Annotated in this window: 28 protein-coding genes; 7 read left to right on the forward strand and 21 right to left on the reverse strand. The window is 36.7% G+C overall.

The features are described 5' to 3' along the window. Positions 1 to 3: 3 nt before the first annotated feature. Complete coding sequence (gene buk, locus IGL13_RS06755; protein ID WP_002378360.1) at positions 4 to 1,086, reverse strand: butyrate kinase; 1,083 nt, start codon at positions 1,084 to 1,086, stop codon at positions 4 to 6. A gap of 18 nt (positions 1,087 to 1,104) precedes the next feature. Then, positions 1,105 to 1,926 (reverse strand): branched-chain phosphotransacylase, encoded by an 822-nt coding sequence (gene ptb / locus IGL13_RS06760; RefSeq protein ID WP_002374765.1) that lies wholly within the window; start codon positions 1,924 to 1,926, stop codon positions 1,105 to 1,107. A 282-nt stretch (positions 1,927 to 2,208) separates the two neighbouring features. On the opposite strand from ptb, the gene IGL13_RS06765 reads away from it, so the two are divergent. Then, positions 2,209 to 3,243 carry a YdcF family protein gene (locus tag IGL13_RS06765; protein ID WP_002382358.1) on the forward strand — a complete coding sequence of 345 codons (1,035 nt, stop codon included), beginning with the start codon at positions 2,209 to 2,211 and terminating at the stop codon, positions 3,241 to 3,243. A gap of 59 nt (positions 3,244 to 3,302) precedes the next feature. On the opposite strand, the gene IGL13_RS06770 is transcribed toward IGL13_RS06765, so the two are convergent. After that, positions 3,303 to 4,025: a TraX family protein gene (locus IGL13_RS06770; protein ID WP_002357468.1), complete on the reverse strand. Its 723-nt coding sequence runs from the start codon at positions 4,023 to 4,025 to the stop codon at positions 3,303 to 3,305. 104 nt (positions 4,026 to 4,129) lie between these two features. Next, the gene (locus tag IGL13_RS06775; protein WP_002385886.1) at positions 4,130 to 4,882 is read right to left on the reverse strand and encodes a DUF7006 family protein; all 753 of its coding nucleotides are present in this window, start codon (positions 4,880 to 4,882) and stop codon (positions 4,130 to 4,132) included. Between the two features lie 196 nt (positions 4,883 to 5,078). Between IGL13_RS06775 and IGL13_RS06780 the strand changes: the two genes are divergently transcribed. From IGL13_RS06780 to IGL13_RS06795, 4 genes are all read left to right on the forward strand, one after another. Continuing rightward, on the forward strand, positions 5,079 to 5,873 hold the full coding sequence (locus tag IGL13_RS06780; protein WP_002364009.1) for an SDR family NAD(P)-dependent oxidoreductase: 795 nt from the start codon (positions 5,079 to 5,081) through the stop codon (positions 5,871 to 5,873). A gap of 128 nt (positions 5,874 to 6,001) precedes the next feature. Next, positions 6,002 to 6,430: a MarR family winged helix-turn-helix transcriptional regulator gene (locus tag IGL13_RS06785; protein WP_002366740.1), complete on the forward strand. Its 429-nt coding sequence runs from the start codon at positions 6,002 to 6,004 to the stop codon at positions 6,428 to 6,430. A gap of 10 nt (positions 6,431 to 6,440) precedes the next feature. Further along, positions 6,441 to 7,403, forward strand: coding sequence for a ring-cleaving dioxygenase (locus tag IGL13_RS06790; RefSeq protein ID WP_228081666.1), 963 nt, complete (start codon positions 6,441 to 6,443; stop codon positions 7,401 to 7,403). Positions 7,404 to 7,415: 12 nt separating this feature from the next. Next, positions 7,416 to 8,018: an alpha/beta hydrolase gene (locus IGL13_RS06795; RefSeq protein ID WP_002378362.1), complete on the forward strand. Its 603-nt coding sequence runs from the start codon at positions 7,416 to 7,418 to the stop codon at positions 8,016 to 8,018. Between the two features lie 79 nt (positions 8,019 to 8,097). On the opposite strand, the gene IGL13_RS06800 is transcribed toward IGL13_RS06795, so the two are convergent. The 14 genes from IGL13_RS06800 to IGL13_RS06865 all read right to left on the reverse strand — a co-directional run bounded on the left by IGL13_RS06800 (position 8,098) and on the right by IGL13_RS06865 (position 19,329). Continuing rightward, the gene (locus IGL13_RS06800) at positions 8,098 to 9,066 is read right to left on the reverse strand and encodes an NADP-dependent oxidoreductase (protein ID WP_002415541.1); all 969 of its coding nucleotides are present in this window, start codon (positions 9,064 to 9,066) and stop codon (positions 8,098 to 8,100) included. Between the two features lie 90 nt (positions 9,067 to 9,156). Further along, positions 9,157 to 10,440, reverse strand: a complete 1,284-nt coding sequence (locus IGL13_RS06805) for an ABC transporter permease (RefSeq protein ID WP_002378364.1) — start codon at positions 10,438 to 10,440, stop codon at positions 9,157 to 9,159. Further along, on the reverse strand, positions 10,441 to 11,121 hold the full coding sequence (locus tag IGL13_RS06810; RefSeq protein ID WP_002357457.1) for an ABC transporter ATP-binding protein: 681 nt from the start codon (positions 11,119 to 11,121) through the stop codon (positions 10,441 to 10,443). Positions 11,122 to 11,313: 192 nt separating this feature from the next. Then, complete coding sequence (locus IGL13_RS06815) at positions 11,314 to 12,045, reverse strand: hypothetical protein (RefSeq protein ID WP_002366744.1); 732 nt, start codon at positions 12,043 to 12,045, stop codon at positions 11,314 to 11,316. Between the two features lies 1 nt (position 12,046). Next, complete coding sequence (locus IGL13_RS06820) at positions 12,047 to 12,901, reverse strand: ATP-binding cassette domain-containing protein (RefSeq protein WP_002364016.1); 855 nt, start codon at positions 12,899 to 12,901, stop codon at positions 12,047 to 12,049. Further along, positions 12,898 to 13,266 carry a GntR family transcriptional regulator gene (locus IGL13_RS06825; RefSeq protein WP_002357453.1) on the reverse strand — a complete coding sequence of 123 codons (369 nt, stop codon included), beginning with the start codon at positions 13,264 to 13,266 and terminating at the stop codon, positions 12,898 to 12,900. The genes IGL13_RS06820 and IGL13_RS06825 overlap by 4 nt, the downstream gene beginning before the upstream one ends. 148 nt (positions 13,267 to 13,414) lie before the next feature. Continuing rightward, positions 13,415 to 13,864, reverse strand: a complete 450-nt coding sequence (locus tag IGL13_RS06830; RefSeq protein WP_002357452.1) for a hypothetical protein — start codon at positions 13,862 to 13,864, stop codon at positions 13,415 to 13,417. A gap of 114 nt (positions 13,865 to 13,978) precedes the next feature. Next, the gene (gene lepB / locus IGL13_RS06835; RefSeq protein ID WP_002382369.1) at positions 13,979 to 14,533 is read right to left on the reverse strand and encodes a signal peptidase I; all 555 of its coding nucleotides are present in this window, start codon (positions 14,531 to 14,533) and stop codon (positions 13,979 to 13,981) included. Positions 14,534 to 14,551: 18 nt separating this feature from the next. Then, positions 14,552 to 15,994: a S41 family peptidase gene (locus IGL13_RS06840; protein WP_002378365.1), complete on the reverse strand. Its 1,443-nt coding sequence runs from the start codon at positions 15,992 to 15,994 to the stop codon at positions 14,552 to 14,554. Between the two features lie 87 nt (positions 15,995 to 16,081). Beyond that, positions 16,082 to 16,300 (reverse strand): YozE family protein, encoded by a 219-nt coding sequence (locus IGL13_RS06845; RefSeq protein WP_002364020.1) that lies wholly within the window; start codon positions 16,298 to 16,300, stop codon positions 16,082 to 16,084. A gap of 5 nt (positions 16,301 to 16,305) precedes the next feature. Next, a complete protein-coding gene (gene msrA / locus IGL13_RS06850; RefSeq protein ID WP_002357448.1) occupies positions 16,306 to 16,821 on the reverse strand; it encodes a peptide-methionine (S)-S-oxide reductase MsrA in 516 nt (171 codons plus the stop codon). Between the two features lie 16 nt (positions 16,822 to 16,837). Beyond that, positions 16,838 to 17,491, reverse strand: a complete 654-nt coding sequence (locus tag IGL13_RS06855) for a YpmS family protein (RefSeq protein ID WP_002357446.1) — start codon at positions 17,489 to 17,491, stop codon at positions 16,838 to 16,840. Beyond that, complete coding sequence (locus IGL13_RS06860; protein ID WP_002365717.1) at positions 17,484 to 18,383, reverse strand: SGNH/GDSL hydrolase family protein; 900 nt, start codon at positions 18,381 to 18,383, stop codon at positions 17,484 to 17,486. Before IGL13_RS06860 ends, IGL13_RS06855 begins: the two co-directional genes overlap by 8 nt. A 103-nt stretch (positions 18,384 to 18,486) precedes the next feature. Beyond that, positions 18,487 to 19,329 (reverse strand): DegV family protein, encoded by an 843-nt coding sequence (locus tag IGL13_RS06865; protein ID WP_002357444.1) that lies wholly within the window; start codon positions 19,327 to 19,329, stop codon positions 18,487 to 18,489. 131 nt (positions 19,330 to 19,460) lie between these two features. Between IGL13_RS06865 and trhA the strand changes: the two genes are divergently transcribed. After that, positions 19,461 to 20,114: a PAQR family membrane homeostasis protein TrhA gene (gene trhA, locus IGL13_RS06870; RefSeq protein WP_002357443.1), complete on the forward strand. Its 654-nt coding sequence runs from the start codon at positions 19,461 to 19,463 to the stop codon at positions 20,112 to 20,114. A gap of 193 nt (positions 20,115 to 20,307) precedes the next feature. Further along, on the forward strand, positions 20,308 to 20,505 hold the full coding sequence (locus IGL13_RS06875) for a hypothetical protein (RefSeq protein WP_002360203.1): 198 nt from the start codon (positions 20,308 to 20,310) through the stop codon (positions 20,503 to 20,505). 104 nt (positions 20,506 to 20,609) lie between these two features. Here IGL13_RS06875 and IGL13_RS06880 read toward each other — a convergent pair whose 3' ends face one another. The 3 genes from IGL13_RS06880 to IGL13_RS06890 form a co-directional block, all read right to left on the reverse strand. Beyond that, complete coding sequence (locus IGL13_RS06880; RefSeq protein ID WP_002357441.1) at positions 20,610 to 21,122, reverse strand: adenine phosphoribosyltransferase; 513 nt, start codon at positions 21,120 to 21,122, stop codon at positions 20,610 to 20,612. Between the two features lie 2 nt (positions 21,123 to 21,124). Then, complete coding sequence (recJ, locus tag IGL13_RS06885; RefSeq protein WP_002401367.1) at positions 21,125 to 23,437, reverse strand: single-stranded-DNA-specific exonuclease RecJ; 2,313 nt, start codon at positions 23,435 to 23,437, stop codon at positions 21,125 to 21,127. Positions 23,438 to 23,591: 154 nt separating this feature from the next. After that, entirely contained in the window at positions 23,592 to 24,059 is a 468-nt protein-coding gene (locus IGL13_RS06890; protein ID WP_002357439.1) for a LapA family protein, read from the reverse strand. Between the last annotated feature and the right edge of the window lie 16 nt (positions 24,060 to 24,075).

Genomic DNA, 24,075 nt, shown 5'->3' on the forward strand with positions numbered 1-24,075 from the left:
TGATCACTCCTGCTCAATTTTTGCTTCACTATAATTTAAAGCTTGTTCTTCCCCTGTTAATACTCGATTGACGCCTTCATATAAAGCAGCCATCTCCATTTCACCTGGGTAAACCTTAATTGGTGCAATCCAAGTGATTTTTTGACTAATTTCTTGAACAACGGTTTGCGAGTAGGCTGCGCCCCCTGTTAAAATAATTGCATCAATTGTGCCTTCAAGAACTACGGCCATCTCGCCAATACTTTTTGCGATTTGGTAACACATTCCTTTTAAATAGTAATTTGCTGTTTGATCACCTGCAGCTATTTGTACTTGGATATGCCGTAAATCTGTTTCACCTAGGTATGATTTAAGACCGCTATTCCCCGCAATTAGCTTTTTCACTTGGCTAATCGTCAACTCCTGTTCAAGTATCCATTGCGCAAATTCAACGAGCGGTAAGGCGCCACTGCGTTCTGGCGTATAAGGACCTTCACCATCAAGCCCATTTACCACATCCACCATGCGGCCTTTTTGATGCGCCCCCAAGCTAATGCCCCCACCTAAATGAACAACGATAAAATTGCTTTGCTCATATGTTTTCCCTAAATCCTCAGCGATTTTTCGAGCGACCGCTTTTTGATTTAAGGCGTGACCAACGCTACGCCGCTGAATGCCTTTTAATCCAGAAATCCTGGCTAATGGCTGTAGCTCATCTACAACAACAGGATCGACAATAAAGGCTGGCACGTGATATTTTTCTGCAAACTCATTAGCTAAAATCGCCCCTAAATTTGAAGCATGGGTATTAAAGCGTTCTGTCCGCAAGTCTTCTAGCATTTGTTGGTCGACAAGATACGTACCGCCAGGAATAGGCTTAAGCAAACCACCACGCCCCACGACAGCGGCTAATTGTGTGATGTTATGTGTTTCTAAAAATTCCGCGATCATTTGTTTTCGAAATGGTGTTTGACTGACAACATTTTCAAAAGGGGCCAATTCTTGGACGCTATGTCTAAGCGTTTCTTCTGCCAAGCAATCATGATTAGCAAAAAGCGCTAACTTCGTGGAGGTCGAGCCAGGATTAATAACCAATACTGTTTCCATTTTTTTCTGCTCCTTTTTTTAAACTTGTCTCATGGCAAATCTTAATGAATGGAATTTGCTTTCTGTTGAATCGCTTCTAGATGTTAAAACGACTGGGACTTTTGTGCCAACAATCGTTCCTCCCACTTTGGCGTGCCCAAACAAGGTTAATGATTTGTATAAACAATTTCCAACATCAATAGTTGGGACCACTAAAATATCTGCATCCCCCATGATAGGACCGCTGTAACGTTTATGCGCAACCGCTTCTTCAGAGGTCGCTAAATCAAGCGAAAGTGGACCAAAAACCGTAGCCTCTTGTTGATCATTAAAATGTGCCGTGACTTCTTTTGCTAAAACAGACGAAGGCATTTTAGGATTGAAATTTTCCGCTGCGCTTAACAAAGCAATTTTCGGGTGGTGCAGTCCCAATTTTTGGGCGACTTCTTTAGCATTTTCAACAATTTCAATGAGGGTCGCTTGAGTGGGAGCGATATTCATCGCACAATCGGTTAACAAGAAGGTTTTTCCTGCAGGCAGCTCCACCATTGCTACATGGGAAAGAATCGGTTTATTTTTTAATTGATGCTCACTTTTCAACATTTCTTTTAGTAATGTGTGGGTCTGAATAATTCCTTTCAATAAAATTTGTGCTTGACCAGTTGCAACTAAACTGACAGCTTCCTGTGCTACCGTGGCCTCATCTGAGCAATGAACATATTTCCAGAGATTTTCAGTATCAAGATTTTCATTTGTATCAAATACAATAAACTGTAACGGTTGCTCGGCTTCTTTTAGTGCTTTTTTAACTAACTGTAAAATCTCTGGTTGTGAACCTCCTGCAATTGAAACAGTGATCATTTTCTCACCTCATTTTTTCTTCTTTACACTTTAAATCTACCTTAGTATGTAAGCGCATACAAATTGTTAATTTTTATGTCCTTATTAATATTTTTTATAGAGAAGGAAAAGCTTAGTAAATCAAGCTTTTCTTTCTCTAAACAATTGTTATCTAATTTACTTTTCATGAAAAAACTTCTTTTCTAAGAATGAAAGGAAAACTTATGCTTCGGCACAGCTGTTTATTTATGTCCGATCCTAAAGCATGTTATACTTTAGATACTTATTTTTAGGAGGAATTAAATGGCACTACTACTATTCTTTTTGTTTATCGCCCTACTAGGATTTGGTATATTAAAAATTAATAACCGCAGTATCCTCGGCGGTATCACTCTGGCTTCTGGCACCTTATTGTCATTAGTCACCTTACTATTTATCGGACTAGACAAAATTTATTTACATTTTAAGAATGGCGACCTAATTACCTTGGCAATTGCTTATCTATTAATTCCCGCTGTGTTTATCGGCATTTGCCTTTACTTTATTTTTAACTCACGTACGATGCAAACGAAAGAAGGCAAAAGTGTCACGGCTAAATTGTCGGCGGGCTTAGGGCTGAACTTATTAATTGCTTTACCAGCCTTTCTATATTTATTATCAGTTGGCACAGCGCAAATACCTTATGTGCTTTTTCTGTTCTTACTTTTTCTATTGTTAATGGATCTTTTGCTGACCTTTCTATTTGCTGCTTACGTCTTGTATTCATGGATGTACCAAATGATTCCTTTAAAAAAAGCGGTTGATTATATCATTGTTTTAGGTTCGGGAATTCGTAGCGAGGAAGTACCTCCACTTTTGAAGAGTCGGTTAGATAAAGGGATTGAATATTATGAAAAAAATCCCACCGCTAAATTTGTAGTCAGCGGTGGTCAAGGTCCTGACGAACCTGTGGCCGAAGCTTTCGCAATGAAAAAATATTTGCTTTCACAAAATATTCCTGCAGAAGCAATTTTGATGGAGGACCAATCTACAACCACTTATGAAAATATGTTGTTTTCTAAAGCAATAATTCAGGCAGATTGGCAAAAGATGCCGTCTGATTCTAAACAACCCTCTGTTATTTTTTCAACAAATAACTATCATGTCTTACGAGGAGCTATGTATGCCCATCGTGTTGGCTTAAAAGCTGAAGGTGTCGGGGCGCCAACTGCCTTATATTTTTTACCAACTGCTCTAATCCGAGAATACATTGCCTTACTGGTTCATGATAAGCGAATTGTGCTTTTTGTTTTTCTACTTGTCACTCTTCTTTTAGGAATCAGTATCTTACCCATCTAAAAAAACAGCGACTCACATTTTGGTGAGTCGCTGTTTTTATTTTTTTAATATAAAAAGGTTTAATGAACGTAATTGGCTATCAATGCAATCAGCCATAAATGAAGCGGATAGAATCCGTAAAATAAATATTTGAAAAATGGTGCTTTGCTCCCTCTCTCACCATTGTAAAGCGATATAAATGGTAACACAGTGATAAACATAAAATCAGAATTATAAGCTAACATTTCAATTGTCGTTGGCCAATCTCCCAACCATTGAAAACTTGTAACTAAGAAAAAGAGCGCTAATGCACCATATAAACAGTTCCGTAAGACAAGTCTCTTTCTGGCTAAATACGTAATCAACATAAAAGGTAACATCACAATGCCACCTTCAGCAAACATTGCTCCTATTCCTAAAATTGCTAATATACTAATCAATAAAACAATTTTTAAACTGATTTTTGGCATCTCTAGCATCGCTTTTGTCACAATTAACATACTGACACCAAGGGCTAAGGTGAAGAAAATATTGTTGTGAACAGCGACAGCTGGATTATTCACTAAATGATTTAGAAGCGTATTTCCAACAAACATGATTGCTGCCCAAATATACAAACGACCATTGTAACGATAAACATTCCGTGTATAGTTGAACCCTTCTACAGCCATGTAACCAAAAAAAACACCGACACAACGAGTAATTACATGAAAAATCAGTGCCCATTCTGGTGGAACAAAATAACTAATATGGTCAAGAACCATTAACCCCATCATCAATAACTTTAAGCGATTTGCGTTCATGAATCGTCTCCTTTATTTTTTCTACAGAAACTATCATATCTTTTTATATAACAGAAAACAACGAACATTCTTGTTAGATTCAACCATTCTTTTTGTCACTTCCGTTAAACTTGGTACCGCAAAGATAAATCTTCAAATAAATAATGTTGGTATTTAAATTGTTCAAAATGAATTTTTCGAATTTCTTGCTTAATGGCTATTAAGCATTCATCGACCGTCATCAATGATTCTTCTTTCAGAAGCGCCTCTTCTATTAACAATTTGCATTGGCAATCAATCAATAAAAGTTGACTATAGAATGTGTAAAATGTTTCTTTATTTAATTTTTCAATCAAATTTTTAGCTTGATTCTGCAGCTTTTGATAACATTTGGTCAATTTTTGATAATCCATTAAATCAACTAACTGACCTTGTTTTAACATGTTACTAAAGTCTAAATCCCAAAGCATTTCTTTAGTCGGCTGTTGCAATAAATAATACATAGAATGACTACTAATAATTTCAGTGGTCGGTTCTTCAATTGTTTCATAAAAAGTCACAAAATATTCTCGCTCAATCACAGTAATAATTTCTTCTTCTGAAAGCTCACAATCTTCTAAATTTTGATAGAATATCAATAATTTAATCCGCTCATCTATTTTATTCAGCGAAGCGACTAATTCAGGAAAAAGAACCGACTGACAATTCTCTACTAATTCTCTTGCCTTATTTTGTTCATTTTTATAAAAGTTGTATAACTTTTTCCGCTGTTTTAACGAGTTTAATAAGTTATCGGGTATATTCCAGTAATATTGTTTCTTCATAGCATTCCCACTCTTCTTTTTTATGTACAATTTTACAAAATTGGTCTTAGCCAATTTCGTCTCTAGTTATTCTATCAAAAAAGTGACGCTTTTTTACTGACAATAATTACTCGTTTTACGCCCAAAAAGTGAAAACTCAGCTGTTAAGTAATTATTGGGGCTTGTTTCTCGCGGGCCGAAAAAACTTTTTCCTTTTAAAAGTCCAGAAAAAGACCTACACTAGAGATAGACAAACGTTGGAGGGATTTAAATGGATTTACACTTAACGAATAAATTAGCATTAATTACTGGTTCAACCAAAGGAATTGGCAAAGCAATTGCGATTGAAATGGCTCGTGAAGGGACCGATGTCATTATCAATGGGCGCAATGAAGCCGAAGTAACTAAAGTTGTTAAAGAAATACAAACAATGTTTCCAGACACTCATCCTCAAGCAGGGACTGCCGATATTTCCATTGAAAGTCAACGAGCTACTTTGCTTGAAAAATTCCCTAAAGTCGACATTTTAGTGAACAATATGGGGATTTTTGAGCCAATGGAATACTGGGACATCGATGACGCCACTTGGGAAAAATTTTTTACTGTGAACGTGTTGTCAGGCAATGCATTAGCAAAAGCTTATCTACCTAAAATGCTTGCACAAGATTTTGGTCGCATTATTTTCATCGCTAGCGAAGAAGCGGTGATGCCTTCTGGCGAAATGCCCCAATATAGCATGACAAAAACGATGAATCTTTCTTTAGCTAAAAGTTTATCCAACTTAACTGTTGGCACACATGTCACCGTTAACACGGTTATGCCTGGCTCAACCCTTACCGAAGGTGTAGAAAAAATGTTGGAAGATATGTACGCTGATTCAGACATTCCCAAAGAGGATTGGGAAAAAGATTTCATGAAAAATCATCGTTCTCGTTCACAAATCCAACGTCTCATTCGACCAGAAGAAATTGGTCGTTTTGTTACCTTTGTGGCCAGCCCAGATTCTTCTTCTTTCTCAGGAGAAGCCTTAAGAATCGATGGCGGCTTAGTTCCAACAATCTTCTAAAATAAACAAAAAAGACAGCCAGCAAAAATTCACATTTTTTGCTGGCTGTCTTTTTAAGCATATTAATTGATTACTTACCAAAAGTAAGTTATATTTATCTCGAATTCGAAATAAAAAGAGGTGAAACAATGAACCAACAGCAAGAAGCTTTAAAAGCCTATATCGGTTTATTAAGAACCAGCCATCGACTAGAGCAACTTGCCAAGCAAGATGTCACTTGTTATGACTTAAACATTACAGAATTTTCAGTATTAGAGCTGTTACTCCATAAAGGTCCTCAGACCATCCAAAAAATTAAGGAGAAAATTTTAATCGCTAGCAGTAGCACCACTTATGTTATTGACCAATTACATAAAAAAGGCTATGTAACGCGCACCCCCAGTGAAAAAGACCGACGCATTACTTACGTTGAATTAACAGAAGCTGGAAAAACATTAATTGAAGAAATTTTCCCGACGCATGCAAAGCGAATTGCAGAAGCATTTGAACAACTCTCTTCCGAAGAATTAACACTTCTTCAAAAAACTTTACGAAAAATAACAAATGAAACGAAATGAGGAAATAATGATGAAAAAAGAAGATCAATTATTAGGAATCCACCACGTTACAGCTATGACAAGTGATGCAGAAAAAAACTATCACTTCTTTACAGATGTTTTAGGGATGCGTTTAGTCAAAAAAACAGTGAATCAAGATGATATCTATACTTACCACACCTATTTTGCCGATGATTTGGGTACACCAGGTACAACCATGACCTTTTTCGATTTTTCCAATAACCCTAAAGGATTAAAAGGAACCAATACAATTTCAAGAACAGGGTTCCGGGTTCCTTCAGATGCAGCTTTGACTTATTATGAAAATCGCTTCAATGAATTTGCTGTCAAACACACAGGTATTTCTGAAGAATTCGGGAAAAAGGTCCTTCGCTTTTGGGATTTTGATGATCAAGCGTATCAATTAATCTCTGATGAATTAAATCAGGGCGTTGCAGCGGGCATCCCTTGGAAAAAAGGACCTGTTCCAACAGAATTTGCGATTTATGGCTTAGGACCTGTCGAAATAGCTATTTCCTATTTTCATGAATTCAAAGAAGTCTTTGAAGAAATTCTAGGCTTTCACGTAGTGGCACAAGAAGGCAATCGCTATTTACTAGAAGTTGGCCAAGGTGGCAATGGTGCTCAAGTCATTTTGGTAGACGATGATACTAGCTCACAAGCGCAACAAGGATATGGTGAAGTACATCACGTTGCATTCCGCCTAGCGGATCGTAAATCACTTGGGACTTGGCAAGCGCTCTTTGATCATTTAGGCTTACAAAACTCTGGCTATGTCGATCGTTATTACTTTGAATCATTGTATGTTCGCATTGGACATATTTTAGTCGAATTAGCCACCGATGAACCAGGATTTATGGGGGACGAACCTTACGAAACATTAGGAGAAAAGTTATCTCTTGCGCCATTTTTAGAAAACCGTCGTGAGTATATTGAGAGTGTTATCAAGCCGTTCAATACAAAACGAGCCTAAGGAGGAAAAAACATGCATTCAATTTTTAAAAAAGGACATCTTGAAGCACCTGTCTTTGTGCTACTTCACGGTACAGGTGGTGATGAAACAGCTCTCCTACCAATTGCTCAAGAACTAAATAAACAAGCTACTGTGCTAAGTATTCGTGGTGATGTTTCAGAAAATGGAATGAATCGTTATTTTAAGCGCCTAGCGGAAGGTCATTATGACTTAGAAGATCTAGAAAAACGCGGCGAGGCGCTTCATAAGTTTATTCAACAAGCCGCTAACGAGCATCAATTTTCATTGGATAAAATTATTTTTATTGGCTATTCAAATGGGGCCAATATCGCTATTCAATTATTGCTTACTCACCCCGACAGCTACCATCAAGCTGTCCTCTATCATCCCATGTTTCCTGTTGAATTGACCAATCAACCAGACTTGACCGACACTTCTGTTTTATTATCTCTAGGAGAGCATGACCCGATTGTCCCACTTCCTGAGAGTATGCGTGTGATTCAACTATTTCAGAATCATGGAGCAACCGTACAAGAGGTTTGGACACAAAGTCATCAATTAACTTATCAAGAAATTAAGGAAACACAAACTTGGTTGGCACATCTGTCCTCTTAACAAAAAAGTGGGTCCTAAGTCGAAATGACTTAGGACCCACTTTTTCTATTTTAAGATAATTCACTGTCTGAGCTTCTTTTTATTCTGCCATTTGAACAACTATTTTACCAACTGCATGGTGCGTTTCACTGAGTGCATGTGCATCATAAATCCCTTGTCTAGAAAAAGGGAAAACTTCACCAATAATTGATTTCACTTTTCCAGCTGCCATCAAATCAGCAATTTTTTGTAATTGTTCTCCATTTGGTTGAAGCCAAATACTTTCAGCAGTAATATTTTTTTCGGCTGCCAATTGTTTATCTTCAATGCCCACAATTGAAACAAGACGACCTGTGTTTGGTTTTAAGACGTCAAAACTATTTTTTTGAACCTCACCACCCATTGTATCAAAAACCAAATCAACATCAGCTAATACCTCTGCAAAATTCGTTGTATGATAATCAATCACTTCATCTGCACCAATTTTTTTCAGTAAGGCATGATTTTTTGCGCTAGCGGTCGTGATGACATGTGCGCCCGCTTCTTTTGCTAGTTGAATCGCATAAGTACCGACCCCACCTGCACCAGCATGAATTAAAACAGTTTCTCCTTCTTTAAGGTGACCATGATCAAACAATGCTTGCCAAGCGGTTAAACCAGCCAACGGAACGGCAGCAGCTTCTTCAAAACTAATTGTTTCAGGGATTTTTGCTAATAAATGATCATCCACAATCGTTACTTCTGCATAGGTACCAAAACGAGTAGTTTCAGGACGAGCAAAAACTTTATCGCCAACTTGCCAATCCGTTACTTGACTCCCCACCTCTGTAATCACACCAGCGACATCCCAACCAAGAATAATCGGAAAGGACCAATCAAACATCTGTTTTAAATATCCTTCACGCAATTTCCAATCAATCGGATTAATTGATGTCGCGTATTCTTTTACCAACACTTGATGTTCCGATAATTTCGGTAGTGTTACTTCTGCTTCTTCAAGTACCTCTTTACTTCCGTACTGATTAATCACAACAGCTTTCATAAACCAACTTCCTCTCATTTGTTTCATTTTTCACACTTTTAGTATATGCCTATTGCCTTCTTTTTATATAAGAATATGCTTTAGTTAAATTGAGAGAAAGTGGCTGTTTTTAGTCTATTATTCATAACGTAAAGATTCAATTGGATCTAATTTTGCTGCTCTTCGAGCTGGTAAAGTTCCTGCTAAAAAAGCAATAAACATAATAACTAAGATAATCGTTAGTGAAGATGGCAATGAAAATTGAATTAATTTAAATCCTGTTAAAGCCTTTAAAAAAGAATCCGTTGCTAAACGATTAACTAAATTTCCAACCCCAACAGCTCCTAAAATGCCTAATATTGAGCCAAAAAAGCCAATTAAAGCCGCCTCAACACTAAAAATTGTAAAGACTTTCCCGTTGCTAAGTCCCATGGCTTTCATTAAACCAATTTCTCGCGTTCTTTCTTGGACAGACATATACAGCGTGTTAATAATGCCAAAGCTTGCAGCTAACAAGGCAATTGCACCAAACATGGTTAAAACGCCAGTGATTGCATTGATTATATTACGAATCATGCCAATTTCATCTTCGACAGTAGTCGCTAAATAGCCAGCTTTGTCTAAATCTTTTTTGATGTCCTTAATCTGCTCTGGCGTGCTGTCTTTTTTAACTTCAGCAATAATCATCGCGTATTGATTTTTTAAATGTTCTGGAAGATCTGCTTGATTGATTGAGACAACTTTATCAATCAATGCTTTATTCATCAACGAGAGCCCATTTTGAATGACACTGGCATTTCTAACGCCAACAATTTTTGCTTCAATAACTTGCTCTTGTCCTTTCAAGGAACTTGAGATACCTAATTGAACTGTTTCTCCCACGGCAGCTTTACTAGATGTATAGCCGAGCGCTTTTACATATTCTGGTGACAAATTAATTTCGAAGTCCTGGCTCGTTTGCGAAACTTTACGGCCAGCCGCTAAATCAATGGTCATCTCATCTAGCGCAGAAGTAGCTGAAAATACATATTTATACTTATCTGCTCCTTTTATATAATCGATAGCAACGGATTTCATTGGTTCCACTGATGTAACATCCGAGATTTTTTTAATCTTCTCAATATCTTTTTCAGCAAGCATACTTTGTTGTTGAATCGTACTGGTTTTTTTCTCTGGATTATATTTACTTGGTTCTGTTCCGTTACCAACATTCATCTCCATTTTTGGCTGAATAAATAGCTGATTTGCACCACCGACACTGCCGACTTGTTTGTCAATATAATCATTTACACCAATATTGACTCCTGTAGTTAAAGCTATGGTAAATGCTCCAATAAAGATTGCAATAATGGTCAATACGGTTCGACCTTTATTACGCATTAAATTGGTACTAGCTGATTTTAAAATATCTCTAAATTTCATTTACTCATCTCCTCCTACAATCAAGCCGTCTCGAACATGAACTTGCCGATCACAACGTGCTGCTAAGTCTGGATCATGTGTCACAATAATTAAGGTAATTCCTTTATTTTTATTTAAATCAAATAACAATTCTTCAATTTTCTTCCCAGTGGCAGAATCTAAATTCCCTGTAGGTTCATCTGCAAAAATAATTTGCGGATTATTAACTAAAGCACGCGCTATACATACCCGTTGTTTTTGGCCACCAGATAAATTATTCGCTTTATTTTGAACTTTATCTTCCAAACCGACTGCTTTTAACGCATCTAAAGCCATCTTTTTCCTCTTGCTACCGGAAATCCCACCAATTTTTAATGGTAAAAGAACATTATTTAAAACTGTATCCTTGGCATTCATAAAGAATTGTTGAAAAACAAAACCAAATTCTTCATTTCTCGTTTTATTCAGCACTTTCTTTCTAATACTAGTAACATTTTTACCATTTAAATAAATATCTCCTGAAGTTGGTTGATCTAACAATGCCAAAATGTGCATAAATGTTGATTTCCCAGAGCCACTTTTACCAATTATGGCCACAGATTCACCTTTTTCAACTTTTAAATCAACACCTTTTAACGCATCAAATTTTGTTTCGTTCTTTCCATAACTTTTTTTAATATTTTTTGCTTCAATTACCGCCATGTTACCCCTCCATTTTTCATTCTTTGTCGTTTACTTATTTACAAAGTTTTTTACTCTTTTCATACTCCTTTCTTCTCTTTCTATTTTGACGGAAGCCCTTTCCTTTGTCATGGTACTTCCGATGTATCTCTCAATTAAAACAATAAGAACATGTTCCAAATTCACCTCATTGAACATGTTCTTATTAATTAGTTATGCATTTACGCGTTTAATTTCACGATGTTTATTCAATAAATAGGCCAAGCCAAGATTAATACCCACAAAGCAACTGATTGTCAGAAGAAGTGGTAGGACAGTAAAACCAGTGGATTGATAACCAACCATTGCTTGCAAGACATGGAGCATTCTCAGGCGCATTGGTGCCCCCCCTAATTGTGCAATCGTGCCCAGTAAAATAGGAATCATTAATAACAGCAATAAAACAATGAGTTTTTTTACGCCATCTATCCGATCATTAAAGACACCTGCTAACAAGCCAAGTGAGCCGCTAAGCATTAGTAAGATAAAAAAGAGCAACCACGACATGAAAAAGTCTCCTTGCGCATAGACATCAATTAATTTCATTGATAATTGAAAATGAGAAATGAAATTGCCGCTAAATACTTTAATCAGTACAAGTACAGCCAAGGATCCAACCAAAGATAAAATAGCATTACTTACAAAATTCACCAAAAAAATTGTCCAGCGGGAAAGCCCGTTTTGAATAAACAGTTTAAAATCTGTGTTTACCCCTAAAAATGATAGTATCCCCATAAAAACCAGACAAGGAATTACTGCATCAGAGCTGACAGTATTTACGTCGTTAGAAAAGAGCAAGCCAATAAGAGGAAAAAGAATGCCGAACAAAGCATAAAAGCCAAAATAAATTGCTAAAGAACGGACTTGATAAATAACACGATACTGCAAAGCTGTTTTAAATTTCATTTTACTTTTCCTTCTTTCTATTGGTTAATTGCACAAAATATGTTTGTAAATTTAGCGGCGCAATTTGAACCTCTGCTTTTTCAGTCGGCAAGTCGCCGTACACGTAAGCCGTAACTGCCCCACCTAAAGTGTCCATGCCTAAGATTTCCAATGACTGAGTATAGCGCTCTACTTGTTCTTTCGGCCCAGAAACAATGCGACCGTTTTTCAAAATTGTTTCAATAGATTCTGCGCGAATCAATTTTCCTTGATCAATGATGATAATATCTTCTAATAAATTCGCAATTTCTTCAATCAAATGGGTAGAAATCACAAACGTACGGGGACGTTCTTGGTATGTCTCAATTAAATAAGTATAAAATAATTCCCGATGATTGGCGTCTAAACCTAAGACTGGCTCATCTAAAAAAATATACTCACAGGGGACGGATAGCGCCACTATTAATTTAGCAATACTCCGATAACCAGTTGATAATTTTTTGAATGTCTTTTTACTATCTAAACCAAAATCGCTTAACATTTGTTCGGCCAAAGACCAGTCAAAGGATCCATAAAAACCTTCAGTCGTTTTAAAAATATCTTTAATTTTTAACTGAGGAGGAAACAAATTATCTTCACTCATTAAGTAAATATGATTCAAAGCAGTCTCATTATCGGTCACTGTTTCTCCCGCCAATTGAACGGAACCTGAAGTGGCAAAACTTCGATTATTTATGATATTTAATAACGTACTTTTACCAGCCCCGTTTCTGCCTAAGAGCCCATAAATCGTTTCTTTTTCAAAAGTAATTGAAATATTATCTAGTGCTTTTTTTTGATGATATTTTTTGCTTACTGATTCCACCCGCAAACTCATGCGTCATACCCTCTTTCAATTAGTTGTTTTAATTGTTCAGCTGTAATCCCTAATTTTTTAGCTTCTGCGACAACTTCTAAGACTTCTTTATTTAAAAATTCTTCTTTCCGTGCACTTCTTACTCTCTCTTGAGCGCCTGGTAAAACAAACATGCCAATCCCCCGTTTCTTTTCAATCAACTGTCGTTCTACTAATAAATTCATTCCTTTTAAAACGGTGGCTGGATTGATTTGGTAACTTTTTGATATTTCTGTGGTTGAGGGAATTTGTTCGCCTTCTAAGTAAGCGCCATTAAAAATTCCTTCGGCAATCTGATCGGCTACTTGCTGAAATAAAGGCTTTTCCCCCGAAAAATTAAATTCCATTTTTACACCTCGCTTAAACGGTTAACTACTTATGTAACTAACTATATATCTTAGAAATTCTTTTGTCAATAAAAAAACCATTGTTTCCAAAGAAATTTTTCTTTGAAAACAATGGCTATACTTTTGAATTTATTGAATGGTTTCGTTCTTATAGGGTTCCATTGTACAACAATTCATCGGTTGTTTCGTTGACAATTTTTAAGCGATTTTGTTTTTTTATCAAAATACTTTTATAGGTCGTTCCTGTAGCCTTTTCTTCCATCACAAGAATGCGTTTATACTCATTATCAGTGACTTTCTTAATCGTTGTTTGATTTAAGGACGGGATTTTTTCTTTTAGCGTTTTTTCTTCCGCCAGACCTTTTAAGATTTCTGATTCTGTAGTGGAACTTGTGGATTTACTAGAATCGCTTGATACACCTTCGTTATTAGACGCACTTTCAGATGACTTGCGACTTGATTCGGTTACTTTAGGCTGTGATGATTCACTGGTATTAGTTGAATTCATTTGAGTTTGGGTTTGATTCCCACATGCACCAATTAGCAACCCAACGCCTAAGATAGAACTTGCTAAAATTGTTTTTCTAATCATTTGCATGACCTCCTACATCTATCATTACTTTAACCTTAACATTTTTCAGCTAAGAGAACAATTTTTCAGATTAGAAAAGACCACTAGTCGTTATTTAAATAAACGAACTAGTGGTCTTACTTATTTAGGAATGATCTTCATATGAGTGAGTGGGTAATAAACAAATTGTGCTTTCCCTAAGATTTGATCTGCATGTATTGCACCAAAAGAACGGCTGTCTTTGGACATACGGCGATTATCACCAAGCACAAAATAGCTATCTTTAGGTAATTTTTCTTGCATTAACAATTCTTTTGAATCAAAATTCGTAGTATAAGGCATCGTTTCATGATCTTTTTTTCTGTTTTTAGTTAAATAGGGTTCAGCGATTGGCTGATTATTGACATATAATTGATCGTTTTCGTAACGCACAGCTTCTCCTGGTAAACCAATCACGCGTTTAATCAGAATCGATCCTGTGTCTGTTTTAAAGACCACCACATCAAACCGTTTAATGGCGGAGAATTTTTCCATCACAATCATATCTCCTTGATTCAAGGTTTTTTGCATGGAATGGCCATCCACCCGAACAGGAATCAGGAAAAATCCTCTTAAAATAAAAACGGCTACGATTGCTGGTACTAAGATTTTCAGAAAGTACATTAAATACCCAACATAATCACGTTTCTTCTTCAACTTCGTGCCACCTTTTTTCTAGTTTTTTTGAATTTCTTTGACTGCTGTATCGTAGGCAGCGTCATTTTCAAGAATTAATTTACCTAAAGTGGCTTCAATTTTTGTGGCTGTTTCATTGTCGATTTCTCCAGTTACAGGCAAGCCATTTTTCTGTTGAAGATCGCTAACCGCTGCTTTTGTTTCTGCGGTGTAGTTTGCATTGTTTTCATCAACAGGATACGCTAATACAGCTAAAATAGCATTTAAGTTCTGAATATCTTCAGATTGATCTCCTTCTTTTAGCGTTTTATCGCGAGGAATCAATTTTAAATAGGCATACTCGGGGTAATCAGCTTTGATGGTTGGTTCAATTCCTTTTTCGTTGATCCATTCGCCTTTTGGTGTTAACCATTTTAAAACAGTCAATTTTATTTCGGTTTGGTCATTTAAATCCTTCACCGTTTGGACCGTTCCTTTGCCAAATGTTTTCGTTCCAATTAATGGGACATTCGCAGATTCATGCAGTGCTGCAGCAAAAATTTCGGATGCACTGGCACTATTGCCATCAATGATAACTGCAACAGGTTCTTTTACTTTAAAGCCGTCGTCTAATTCTTTGGAAGCAACTTCTTTCATCGTACGACCTTTTTTGTCTTCAAATTGAACAATTGTTTCGCCATTTTTTAAAAACATACTGGCCATTCGCTCTGCTTGATCTAGCAGTCCACCAGGATTTTGGCGTACATCAATTACAAAGGATTTAGCTCCTTTGTCACGTAAATTCGTGATTGTTTCTTTCAATTCTTGATATGTTTTTTTACCAAAGGACGTAATTTTAATCGAGCCAATTTGTGCATCTTTTTTGTCTAACTCACCTGTCACTGTTTTAACGGGAATTTTCCCACGTTTGATTAAGATATTTTTAGTTTCTCCCTCTCTTTGGATAGTCAATTCAACGGAAGTTCCTTTTTTACCTCGGACTTTTGAGACGACTTCTGCTAGTTTCATCCCTTTTGTAGCTGTACCATCAACTTTTTCAATAATATCGCCTTCTTTGATTCCCGCTTTTTCAGCTGGGGAATCTGCTACAGGGGCCTCTGCTACAACTGGTTCGCCATCTTTCATTGTCATAGTGGCACCAATTCCTTCAAAATCGCCAGATAAGCTTTCGTTTAAATCATTGGCAGCAGATTCATTTAGATAAGTTGAGTATGGGTCTCCAATAGCTTCAGACATGCCTTTTAAGGCGCCTTCAACTAATTCATTTTTATCTACTTCACCTACATAATTGGTACTAATTTCATTATATAAATCCTGCACTTTGCTTAAATCAGCATTGGTAATTGCCCCTTCTTGACTCATCTTTTTAACACGATGATCAAAATAAATATAACTACTTCCTCCAGCTAAAAATGCGACACAGAGGAGCGAAATAATATATTGATAAAAAGGAACAGTTCGTTTGTTCTTCATAGATTTCATCTCATTTCTAACAAATTCGTCACTACTTTTGTTTACTATAACATGAATGAAAAAAGAGGAAAAGCTTTGTTTGCTTTTCCTCTGGATTTATTTATTGTTTTCAAGGTACTTTTCCCATAACTCATCAAAGATGTCCATGTTGCTTAAATAGTCAGCATTCATTTCTAAATAAGAAGAAAGTTCATGATAATCCTCGGTTTGTTTTGGAAACTGAATATCTTTGGCCGCTTCATTGGCAAAATCAGTTTCAGAATCTTTAGCCGGACCTTTTAATGTCATTAAGTAATGGTAAAAGCTTCGTCTCATGTAAATTAATCACTCCATTTTTCTTCAATAAATTCACTTCTACGTTGATGGGACAATCCATAACGCAAAGCGTCTTTTTTATAAAAGTCTTGATGGTATTCTTCAGCAGGATAAAATGGTGCTGCTGGTTCGATGGTGGTAACAATTGGTTCTGTAAAACGGCCACTATTAGCTAGACGTTCTTTACTTTTCTCAGCAATTTCTTTTTGTTCTTGGGAACGATAAAAAATAACTGGCCGATAATTATCGCCGCGGTCTTGAAACTGACCGAAAGCATCAGTAGGATCTGTTTGTTGCCAATAAATATCCACTAATTGTTCGTAAGAAATAATCGCTGGATCAAAAGTGATTTCTACTGCTTCCGTATGGCCTGTTGTGTGTGTTAGAACCTGTTCATATGTTGGATTAGGCACGTGCCCACCTGTATAACCCGAAACAACTGAGATAATCCCTGGTTGTGTATCAAAAGGCTGCACCATACACCAGAAACAGCCGCCTGCAAAAATTGCTTTTTCTTCCATCTCTAACACTCCTTTTTTATTTCTCTTTTGGCAAGTATATATTCATCCGAATGTCATCGTCAACTAAATTAATCTTTTCTGCTCGAACAAATAGACCATTTTGCATTCTAAACTGATCTAAACGTAATAAAACAGTTTGATCATCTGGATTGATTTCAACCCATTTAGGTAGTTTGTAAGAACGTTTAGCAAATTTCAATACTTCTTTAATTGGCAAGCCTAACGTTCCTATAGATAAACTTTTTGCTTTTAATTGTACATTACCATTCGCCATCACGTAAGGATCAAAATATAAGTAAAAAGGAATGTCATGCCCTAACACCTGAAATGTTCCATTTAATAAAGCATCATTTTCTAAATAAAATTTATATTTGATCTCCGAACCTTTTTGAAAGTCGGCTAAATAAAAGTCAATCAGTTTGTTCACTTGTTGTTTTTTTGACTGAATGGTGACGACTGGCTCGCCTTCTTTTTCAACAATTGCTGGTATTTTCTTTAAATCTGGTTCGCGAACTTGTGTTGCTCGAAATGTTACGAAAGCTACACTACCAATGACTAAACCCACTAGAACAAGAAAAGCGATTTTCCAGGGATTTCGTTTAAGATTGGTTGGTTGTGTCTTTTTAATTGATTTACTTGTTTTTGGCTTTTCTTCATTCATTTTATTCACTACCTTCTGATTTGGTTATCCATTCTTTCTCTGTCTTGACCATTTCATCCCGGACAGCTCCGGCCATAATTTGGTAGCCAAGATTATTCGGATGGAAGCGATCTTCTTCATATAACAAATTGTTTAAATCCTCTTTGCTAGCACTACTTCCTGTAGTTTCTGAGTCACCACCAGTTACGCCAACTTCATCGCCACGACCTTTATAGAGTAAATCATTGATAGGAATGAAATAGGCTCGTTTTTGCTCTTGAACCATTTCTTCGGTTGCTTGATTCCAGTTATCAACGATTTCTTGCATTTCTGTAATTTCGGAAAAGTTTAAGTAGAAGGGATTGTAAATTCCTAAGACATAAATAGGGGCCTTCTCGTTGTACTCTCGGATTTCTTCAAGTAGTCGTCTTACTCGGCGTTGATAGGCTTTTTGTGGACGATTGAACGAGCTGACTTTCAAGTCGAAAATATTACTACTAATTACTTTCATTAAGTCATTTCCGCCAACCGTTAGCGTAATCACGTCCGCAGAGGCAAGGCCTTTTTGAATTTCAGGTTTTTCTTTGATTCGTTTTAAAATTTGATCACTACGATCCCCATTTTTCCCAAAATTGTCTGTTTGAACACCGTTCAAGTTGTAGTGTTCTTTTAAATCATCTGCCACAATAGGAACAAAACCTCCACTATTCGTCAAATCGCCAATTCCTTCAGTTAAAGAATCACCGATTGCTGTATAATGAATGACTTCTTTTTGATTTTTTTGAGCAGTTGTGGCCACTTTCTCTTGCTTTAATAGTGGCTTTGCTTTGGGGATGGCCACACTTAACAATGTAAAAACACCTAGCGCAATGAGGATAGGTGTTAAGACGGTCAGCAAAATATGCTGTGTTTGTTTTTTCATCTTCGTCACTTCCTTTTAAATAAACCAACAAGAAATTTTCCTTTTCTTGTTAGAAAGAGGTTGCGTCTACTCATTTAAGAGTGAGACCCAACCTCGTTATTTCTTAGTCTGTATAGTACATAATAGCAAAGGCATTTTTTCCTGTATGTGTTGCAATGACTGGATTCGTATGTAATACGGGAATATCCATGTCTTTAAAGATTGCTTGTAATCCTTCTTTGAATCCATTTGCTAGTTCTAGCCCATCCGCATGAGAAATGCCAATTTGTCGAACATTTGGAATCTTACTTAATTCTGATTTCAATTCGTCAAACCATTTATTAAACGTTTTAACGCCGCGGCCTTTCGCTACAGGAATCAATTCCGTATTTTCAAAGTCCATGACAACTTTCATATTAAAAATGTTTGATAATAATCCTGTTGTACGGCTGATTCGTCCACCTTTAACCAAATTATCCAATGTTGAAATGCCAATGTATAATTTAGTATTTTGTTTGACGCGTTCAATTTCAGCTAAAATTTCTGGAACACCCGCTCCCGCTTGTGCCAATTTTGCTGCTTGAATGACTTGGAAAGACAAACCTTGGTCTGTAAAATCGCTATCAATCACCGTTACTTTACTTGATGATAAGTTGCTAGCTTGACGGGCCGCTTCAACCGTTCCACTTAAGCCTTTTGTCATGTGAATCGAAATTACTTCACTGCCATCTTCACCTAAGCGATCATATAATTCTACAAATTCACCAATTGGTGGTTGACTCGTTTTGGGTAAGGCCTTCGCATTAGCCATCATGTCCATAAATTTTTCGCCTGGCAAATGATCATCATCTGGATAAACAACGCCATCAACCATAATTGATAAAGGCATCATATGGATATTTAATTCATCTCTAAGACTTTTTTCCATCGTACATGAAGAATCCGTTACGATTTTAACGTTTGTCATAAATTTATCACTCTTTCTTTAAAAGGAACCTGTTTTCATGGTAGAATACCATTAAACGGTTAATTATCTAGTTATAGTATAACAGACACTGCCGAATTTTTCATCAAATTAAAATAAAGGAAGTGAATTTATTGGAAAAAACGCATTTCTCAAAAAAATACCTAATCGTGAACGAAGTCTTGAATGCAGTTACACATGGCATAGGCGCAGGTTTAAGTATTGCTGGCTTAGTCATTTTACTTGTTAAAGGAGCTCGTTTAGGCTCACCGATTCACGTGGTATCTTATGCTATTTATGGCTCCATGTTGATTCTACTTTTTTTATCTTCAACGTTATTTCATAGTTTAATTTTTACAAGAGCCAAAAAGGTCTTTCAGGTCTTCGATCATAGTTCTATTTTCTTATTGATTGCTGGTAGCTATACGCCATTTTGCTTAATTAGTATTGGCGGCTGGTTAGGTTGGACTTTATTCAGTTTAGTTTGGTTAATCGCCATCGTCGGTATTGTCTATAAATCCCTCACGTTGCATAAACAAGAAACAGTGAAAAACATTTCAACGATTATTTATATTGTTTTAGGTTGGCTCTGTATCATCGCTGCTCGTCCGTTATATGAATCTCTTGGGTTTACAGGAACAGCGTTATTGGTCGCAGGGGGTGTGTCTTACACATTAGGTGCAGCCTTCTATTCATTGAAAAATGTGCGGTTTATGCATGTGGTTTGGCATTTGTTCGTCATGCTTGCAGCGATCCTCATGTATTTTTCTGTTCTCTTTTATACGTAATCACAGCACAATAAGAACACGATGCTCAAAGCATCGTGTTCTTTTATTGCCCTAAATCTCTTTATTATAAAGGATTATTCTTCTTTTCGAATTATTTTAACATAAATTAGTAGAAAAGACTTTACAAAACGAACATACATTCGTATAATAACAATACGAACACTCGTTCGAATCAAATGAAGAGGTGATACACATGGAAGCAATTCGTCGTGTTGGATTTTTATTTTTTGTATTGGTTATAGGTATTTTTTTGGGAACATTAGGATTACGTCTTGCTTTTATGATCGTGACGCCGTTATTTATTCTTTGGTTTATGTCATGGGATGAGAAGCGTTATACACGTACACGTAAACAACAGCAAGCAAGATACGTTTATCGTAAGTTCCCTTAATAAATAATAAAACGGTGTGTCCCCCCAAGCTATGCTCCGTTTTTATAAATATGTCAAAGAAAGAGCGAAGGATTAAATCCTTCGCTCTTTCTAATTAAATTAGATTAGTATTCCATTAAGGTAACAATATCGTAGCCATCAATTTTATCACGGCCATGTAAATCCATTAATTCAATTAGGAACGCACAACCAACCACAATACCACCTAATTGTTCGACTAATTCGATGGTTGCTTTAATTGTACCACCAGTTGCTAACAAGTCATCACAAATCAAAACACGTTGACCTGGTGTGATGGCATCTTTGTGCAACGTTAATGTATCTGAACCATATTCTAAGTCATAAGTCACTTCGATGGTTTCACGAGGAAGTTTTCCTTTTTTACGAACCGGAGCAAAGCCAACCCCTAGTTCATAAGCCACTGGACAGCCGACAATAAAGCCACGAGCTTCCGGTCCTACAACCATATCAATTCTTTTTTCTTTCGCGTAATCCACGATTTGTTTCGTTGCTTCACGATAGGCATCCCCATTAGCCATTAATGGAGAAATGTCACGGAACACGATCCCTTTCTCAGGATAATCTGGAATGCTTGCAATGTAATCTCTTAAATCCATTTTTATTTGTCCTCCTCATTCCACAGCCATTGTTGTATTGTTTGACAATCACTGTAAAGTAGAAATTCTTCTGTTTTTATTTTTTTCAATCGTTGTTGGTACACTTGACTTTCAGTCAATGGTCGATTGTCGGGTTTCTCAATACTGTTTAAAACACCGCTTTCTATTGTAACAAATCCTAAGTCAAAAAACACCTGTATCATGAAAATTAATAATTTTTCTTGGATATTTAAGTAATTTGCCACCTTCGATAGCTGGGAACGTAGATTTACTTCTTTTTGCTGTAAAATAAATTTATACAATGTTGCAAATTGTTCACGTGAAGCCATACCGTTTAAATAAGCTTCTTCTGGTGAAATAAACATCATGTATATACGTTGTATCTCAGTTGCTTCAACAATTTCTTTAACCGTGATTGCTTCCACAGGACAGTCGACAAAAACCAGTTGTTCGATTTGATTTTGAGAAACAGCTTCCACCAATTCTTCTTGGTTTGACCAAACAATAATATTAGCGGTTGGATCTGAAATGAATTTTTGATTTTTTTCATCAAACAAAAGATAAGCTGTTGCTTCTGAAGGAATTGGTTTCGTTTGATTATTTTTGCCACGAAAATCAAATAATTGTCTTCCCGATACAGCAAAATCAGTCACCATTAATTGTGGTTTCTTACGACCATTCCATTCATTGATGGAAAGTTGGCCTGCCACATCGGCGGTTCCTTGTGCTAGTTCATCCGCTTGAGGCCCCATTTGAAAAGCAATTGCATCCAATTGTGCCCCTTCTTGATTCATTTGAAATTTCAGATGTGCATTATCTGCACCAATTTGCCGAATTTGCGTAGGCGTGATTTCCTTAAATACGAAAGTTGGCACAGTATTATCAGTCCCAAAAGGCGCCAAAATACGCAATTGATCAATAAAAGCAGTCGTTGCCTGCGAAACCGCTAAGCTCTCACTAATGAGTAACTCTTGTCCATTAGCCATATCAATTTGATTTTTTTCAATAAAGTGTACCAGATGTTCTTGAACAAAAGGAATATTTTCAACAGGTAAAGTCATTCCCGCTGCCATATGATGCCCACCAAAATGAGTGAATTGCTCACGCACTTCGTTCAACGCCTCATAGAGATTCAATGCGCTAATGCTACGTCCAGAGCCTTTAGCGGTCGTACCAGATTCATCTATTGCTAAAATAATGGTTGGTTTCCCCGTTTCTTGCATAATGCGGCCCGCGACAATCCCTAAGACGCCTTCATGCCAGCCTTGTTTCGCTAAAATATGGACCGGCGCATTCGGGTCGATTAAATCCAGCGCTTCTTTGGCAATCGTCGTTACAATGTCTTTTCGTTCATTGTTTTGTTGATCAATATATTTAGCGATTTCCAGCGCTTGCTCTTCATCAAATGTAGTCATTAATTCAACACCTGGTGCGGCTTCCCCTAATCGACCTAACGCGTTTAAACGAGGTCCGATGGTAAAGCCAATTGATTCTTCTGAAACAGCTTCCTTTTTCACACCCGCTTCTTGTAGTAAAACGTCTAAACCAATTCGATCACCAGTTTGAATCATTTGAAGGCCCATTTTGACAAACGTTCTATTTTCATCGGTTAATGAAACCAAGTCAGCAATTGTCCCAATTGCTACCAAATCTAATAACTCAATTGGCAATTCACCAAGTAACGCAGTAGCGACTTTGAAAGCCACACCAACACCAGCTAAATCTCCAAAAGGATAGTCTCCTTGCGGATGTCTAGGGTGGACAATCGCATAGGCTTCTGGTAATTGTTCAGGCAATTCATGATGGTCAGTAACGATTACATCTACCCCTTGAGCCATAGCGTAGTTAATTGCTTCATGTCCGGCTACACCATTATCAACGGTTACAATTAATTGGACTCCTTGTTCAATTTGTTCAGCAAATACGTCTTTATTAGGCCCATATCCATGAACAAAACGATTCGGTAGAAAGTACTGAACCATGCCACCGACTAATTCGATTGCTTCTTTCATAACCGTGGTACTAGTGATGCCATCTGCATCATAATCCCCATAGACAAGGATTTGTTCACCCGCTTCGACGGCTTGCTGGATGCGGGCTACCGCTTTCTCCATATCATGCATTAAGAACGGATCATAAATATCTTCGATAGTCGGATGTAGAAACTTACGTAATGCTTCTTCTGTCCGGATATTGCGGTGCCATAAAAGTTGGCCAATTAATGGATTAATTTGTTCTTTTTTTAATTGTTCTATAAATTCTACAGGTAATTCTGTCTTTGTCTGTAACTGCCATTGATAGTTTGATTTTTTCACGACGTCACTCCTAACCAAGTAATTATAGCAAAATTTTTCCAAAAACTAAAGAAAGCATTTTTTTAAATCTGAGAAAAAAACTGTGATATCTGTTAGATAAATAGCAGATATCACAGTTTTATTTTAAAAGAAACTTAGTGATAAAGTCTCTTCCTTATTTTTGTTCCTCTTCATTCACACGAGGTTTCACATAACGATCAATACGACTACCTGACACAGGCGTTGCGTCTACTTCTGTGTTTGATGTTTGTTCGTTGACCACTGGTTCTGCGACTTGTGGTGCTGCCGCTTGTTTGGCTTGCAAATCAGCCAATTGATTATCAAAAGAACGTTGAACTTTTTCCGTTTCTTCTTTGACTAATTTATCCATATCATTTTTATAAATATCCAACTCTTTTTGTACAGCTTTTAATTCCTTACGTTGGTTCCAAATGGTGGTTGTGGAGGTTAGTAATCCAACTAGTGCGCCAATAATTGCAGAACCTAAAATAATTAAGATTAACGGTCCACTAATTTTAGTAAAACCAAAGTTTACTGGAACAGCTTGATTATTTAAAACAGCAAAAATAACAACAATTAAGACCAACACAAGGCCCAAAATAACACGCCATTGATTTTTCATGACTTGATCGACTCCT

This window comes from Enterococcus sp. DIV1937 (assembly GCF_050535975.1).
GTDB lineage: Bacteria > Bacillota > Bacilli > Lactobacillales > Enterococcaceae > Enterococcus > Enterococcus faecalis.

What these genes read in the sequence shown, in the direction of transcription:
- buk (WP_002378360.1), bottom strand. Translation starts at nt 1,086, where the DNA reads ATGGAAACAGTATTGGTTATTAATCCTGGCTCGACCTCCACGAAGTTA.
- ptb (WP_002374765.1), bottom strand. Translation starts at nt 1,926, where the DNA reads ATGATCACTGTTTCAATTGCAGGAGGTTCACAACCAGAGATTTTACAG.
- IGL13_RS06765 (WP_002382358.1), top strand. Translation starts at nt 2,209, where the DNA reads ATGGCACTACTACTATTCTTTTTGTTTATCGCCCTACTAGGATTTGGT.
- IGL13_RS06770 (WP_002357468.1), bottom strand. Translation starts at nt 4,025, where the DNA reads ATGAACGCAAATCGCTTAAAGTTATTGATGATGGGGTTAATGGTTCTT.
- IGL13_RS06780 (WP_002364009.1), top strand. Translation starts at nt 5,079, where the DNA reads ATGGATTTACACTTAACGAATAAATTAGCATTAATTACTGGTTCAACC.
- IGL13_RS06785 (WP_002366740.1), top strand. Translation starts at nt 6,002, where the DNA reads ATGAACCAACAGCAAGAAGCTTTAAAAGCCTATATCGGTTTATTAAGA.
- IGL13_RS06790 (WP_228081666.1), top strand. Translation starts at nt 6,441, where the DNA reads ATGAAAAAAGAAGATCAATTATTAGGAATCCACCACGTTACAGCTATG.
- IGL13_RS06795 (WP_002378362.1), top strand. Translation starts at nt 7,416, where the DNA reads ATGCATTCAATTTTTAAAAAAGGACATCTTGAAGCACCTGTCTTTGTG.
- IGL13_RS06800 (WP_002415541.1), bottom strand. Translation starts at nt 9,066, where the DNA reads ATGAAACAAATGAGAGGAAGTTGGTTTATGAAAGCTGTTGTGATTAAT.
- IGL13_RS06805 (WP_002378364.1), bottom strand. Translation starts at nt 10,440, where the DNA reads ATGAAATTTAGAGATATTTTAAAATCAGCTAGTACCAATTTAATGCGT.
- IGL13_RS06810 (WP_002357457.1), bottom strand. Translation starts at nt 11,121, where the DNA reads ATGGCGGTAATTGAAGCAAAAAATATTAAAAAAAGTTATGGAAAGAAC.
- IGL13_RS06815 (WP_002366744.1), bottom strand. Translation starts at nt 12,045, where the DNA reads ATGAAATTTAAAACAGCTTTGCAGTATCGTGTTATTTATCAAGTCCGT.
- IGL13_RS06820 (WP_002364016.1), bottom strand. Translation starts at nt 12,901, where the DNA reads ATGAGTTTGCGGGTGGAATCAGTAAGCAAAAAATATCATCAAAAAAAA.
- IGL13_RS06825 (WP_002357453.1), bottom strand. Translation starts at nt 13,266, where the DNA reads ATGGAATTTAATTTTTCGGGGGAAAAGCCTTTATTTCAGCAAGTAGCC.
- IGL13_RS06830 (WP_002357452.1), bottom strand. Translation starts at nt 13,864, where the DNA reads ATGCAAATGATTAGAAAAACAATTTTAGCAAGTTCTATCTTAGGCGTT.
- IGL13_RS06840 (WP_002378365.1), bottom strand. Translation starts at nt 15,994, where the DNA reads ATGAAATCTATGAAGAACAAACGAACTGTTCCTTTTTATCAATATATT.
- IGL13_RS06845 (WP_002364020.1), bottom strand. Translation starts at nt 16,300, where the DNA reads ATGAGACGAAGCTTTTACCATTACTTAATGACATTAAAAGGTCCGGCT.
- msrA (WP_002357448.1), bottom strand. Translation starts at nt 16,821, where the DNA reads ATGGAAGAAAAAGCAATTTTTGCAGGCGGCTGTTTCTGGTGTATGGTG.
- IGL13_RS06860 (WP_002365717.1), bottom strand. Translation starts at nt 18,383, where the DNA reads ATGAAAAAACAAACACAGCATATTTTGCTGACCGTCTTAACACCTATC.
- IGL13_RS06865 (WP_002357444.1), bottom strand. Translation starts at nt 19,329, where the DNA reads ATGACAAACGTTAAAATCGTAACGGATTCTTCATGTACGATGGAAAAA.
- IGL13_RS06875 (WP_002360203.1), top strand. Translation starts at nt 20,308, where the DNA reads ATGGAAGCAATTCGTCGTGTTGGATTTTTATTTTTTGTATTGGTTATA.
- IGL13_RS06880 (WP_002357441.1), bottom strand. Translation starts at nt 21,122, where the DNA reads ATGGATTTAAGAGATTACATTGCAAGCATTCCAGATTATCCTGAGAAA.
- IGL13_RS06890 (WP_002357439.1), bottom strand. Translation starts at nt 24,059, where the DNA reads ATGAAAAATCAATGGCGTGTTATTTTGGGCCTTGTGTTGGTCTTAATT.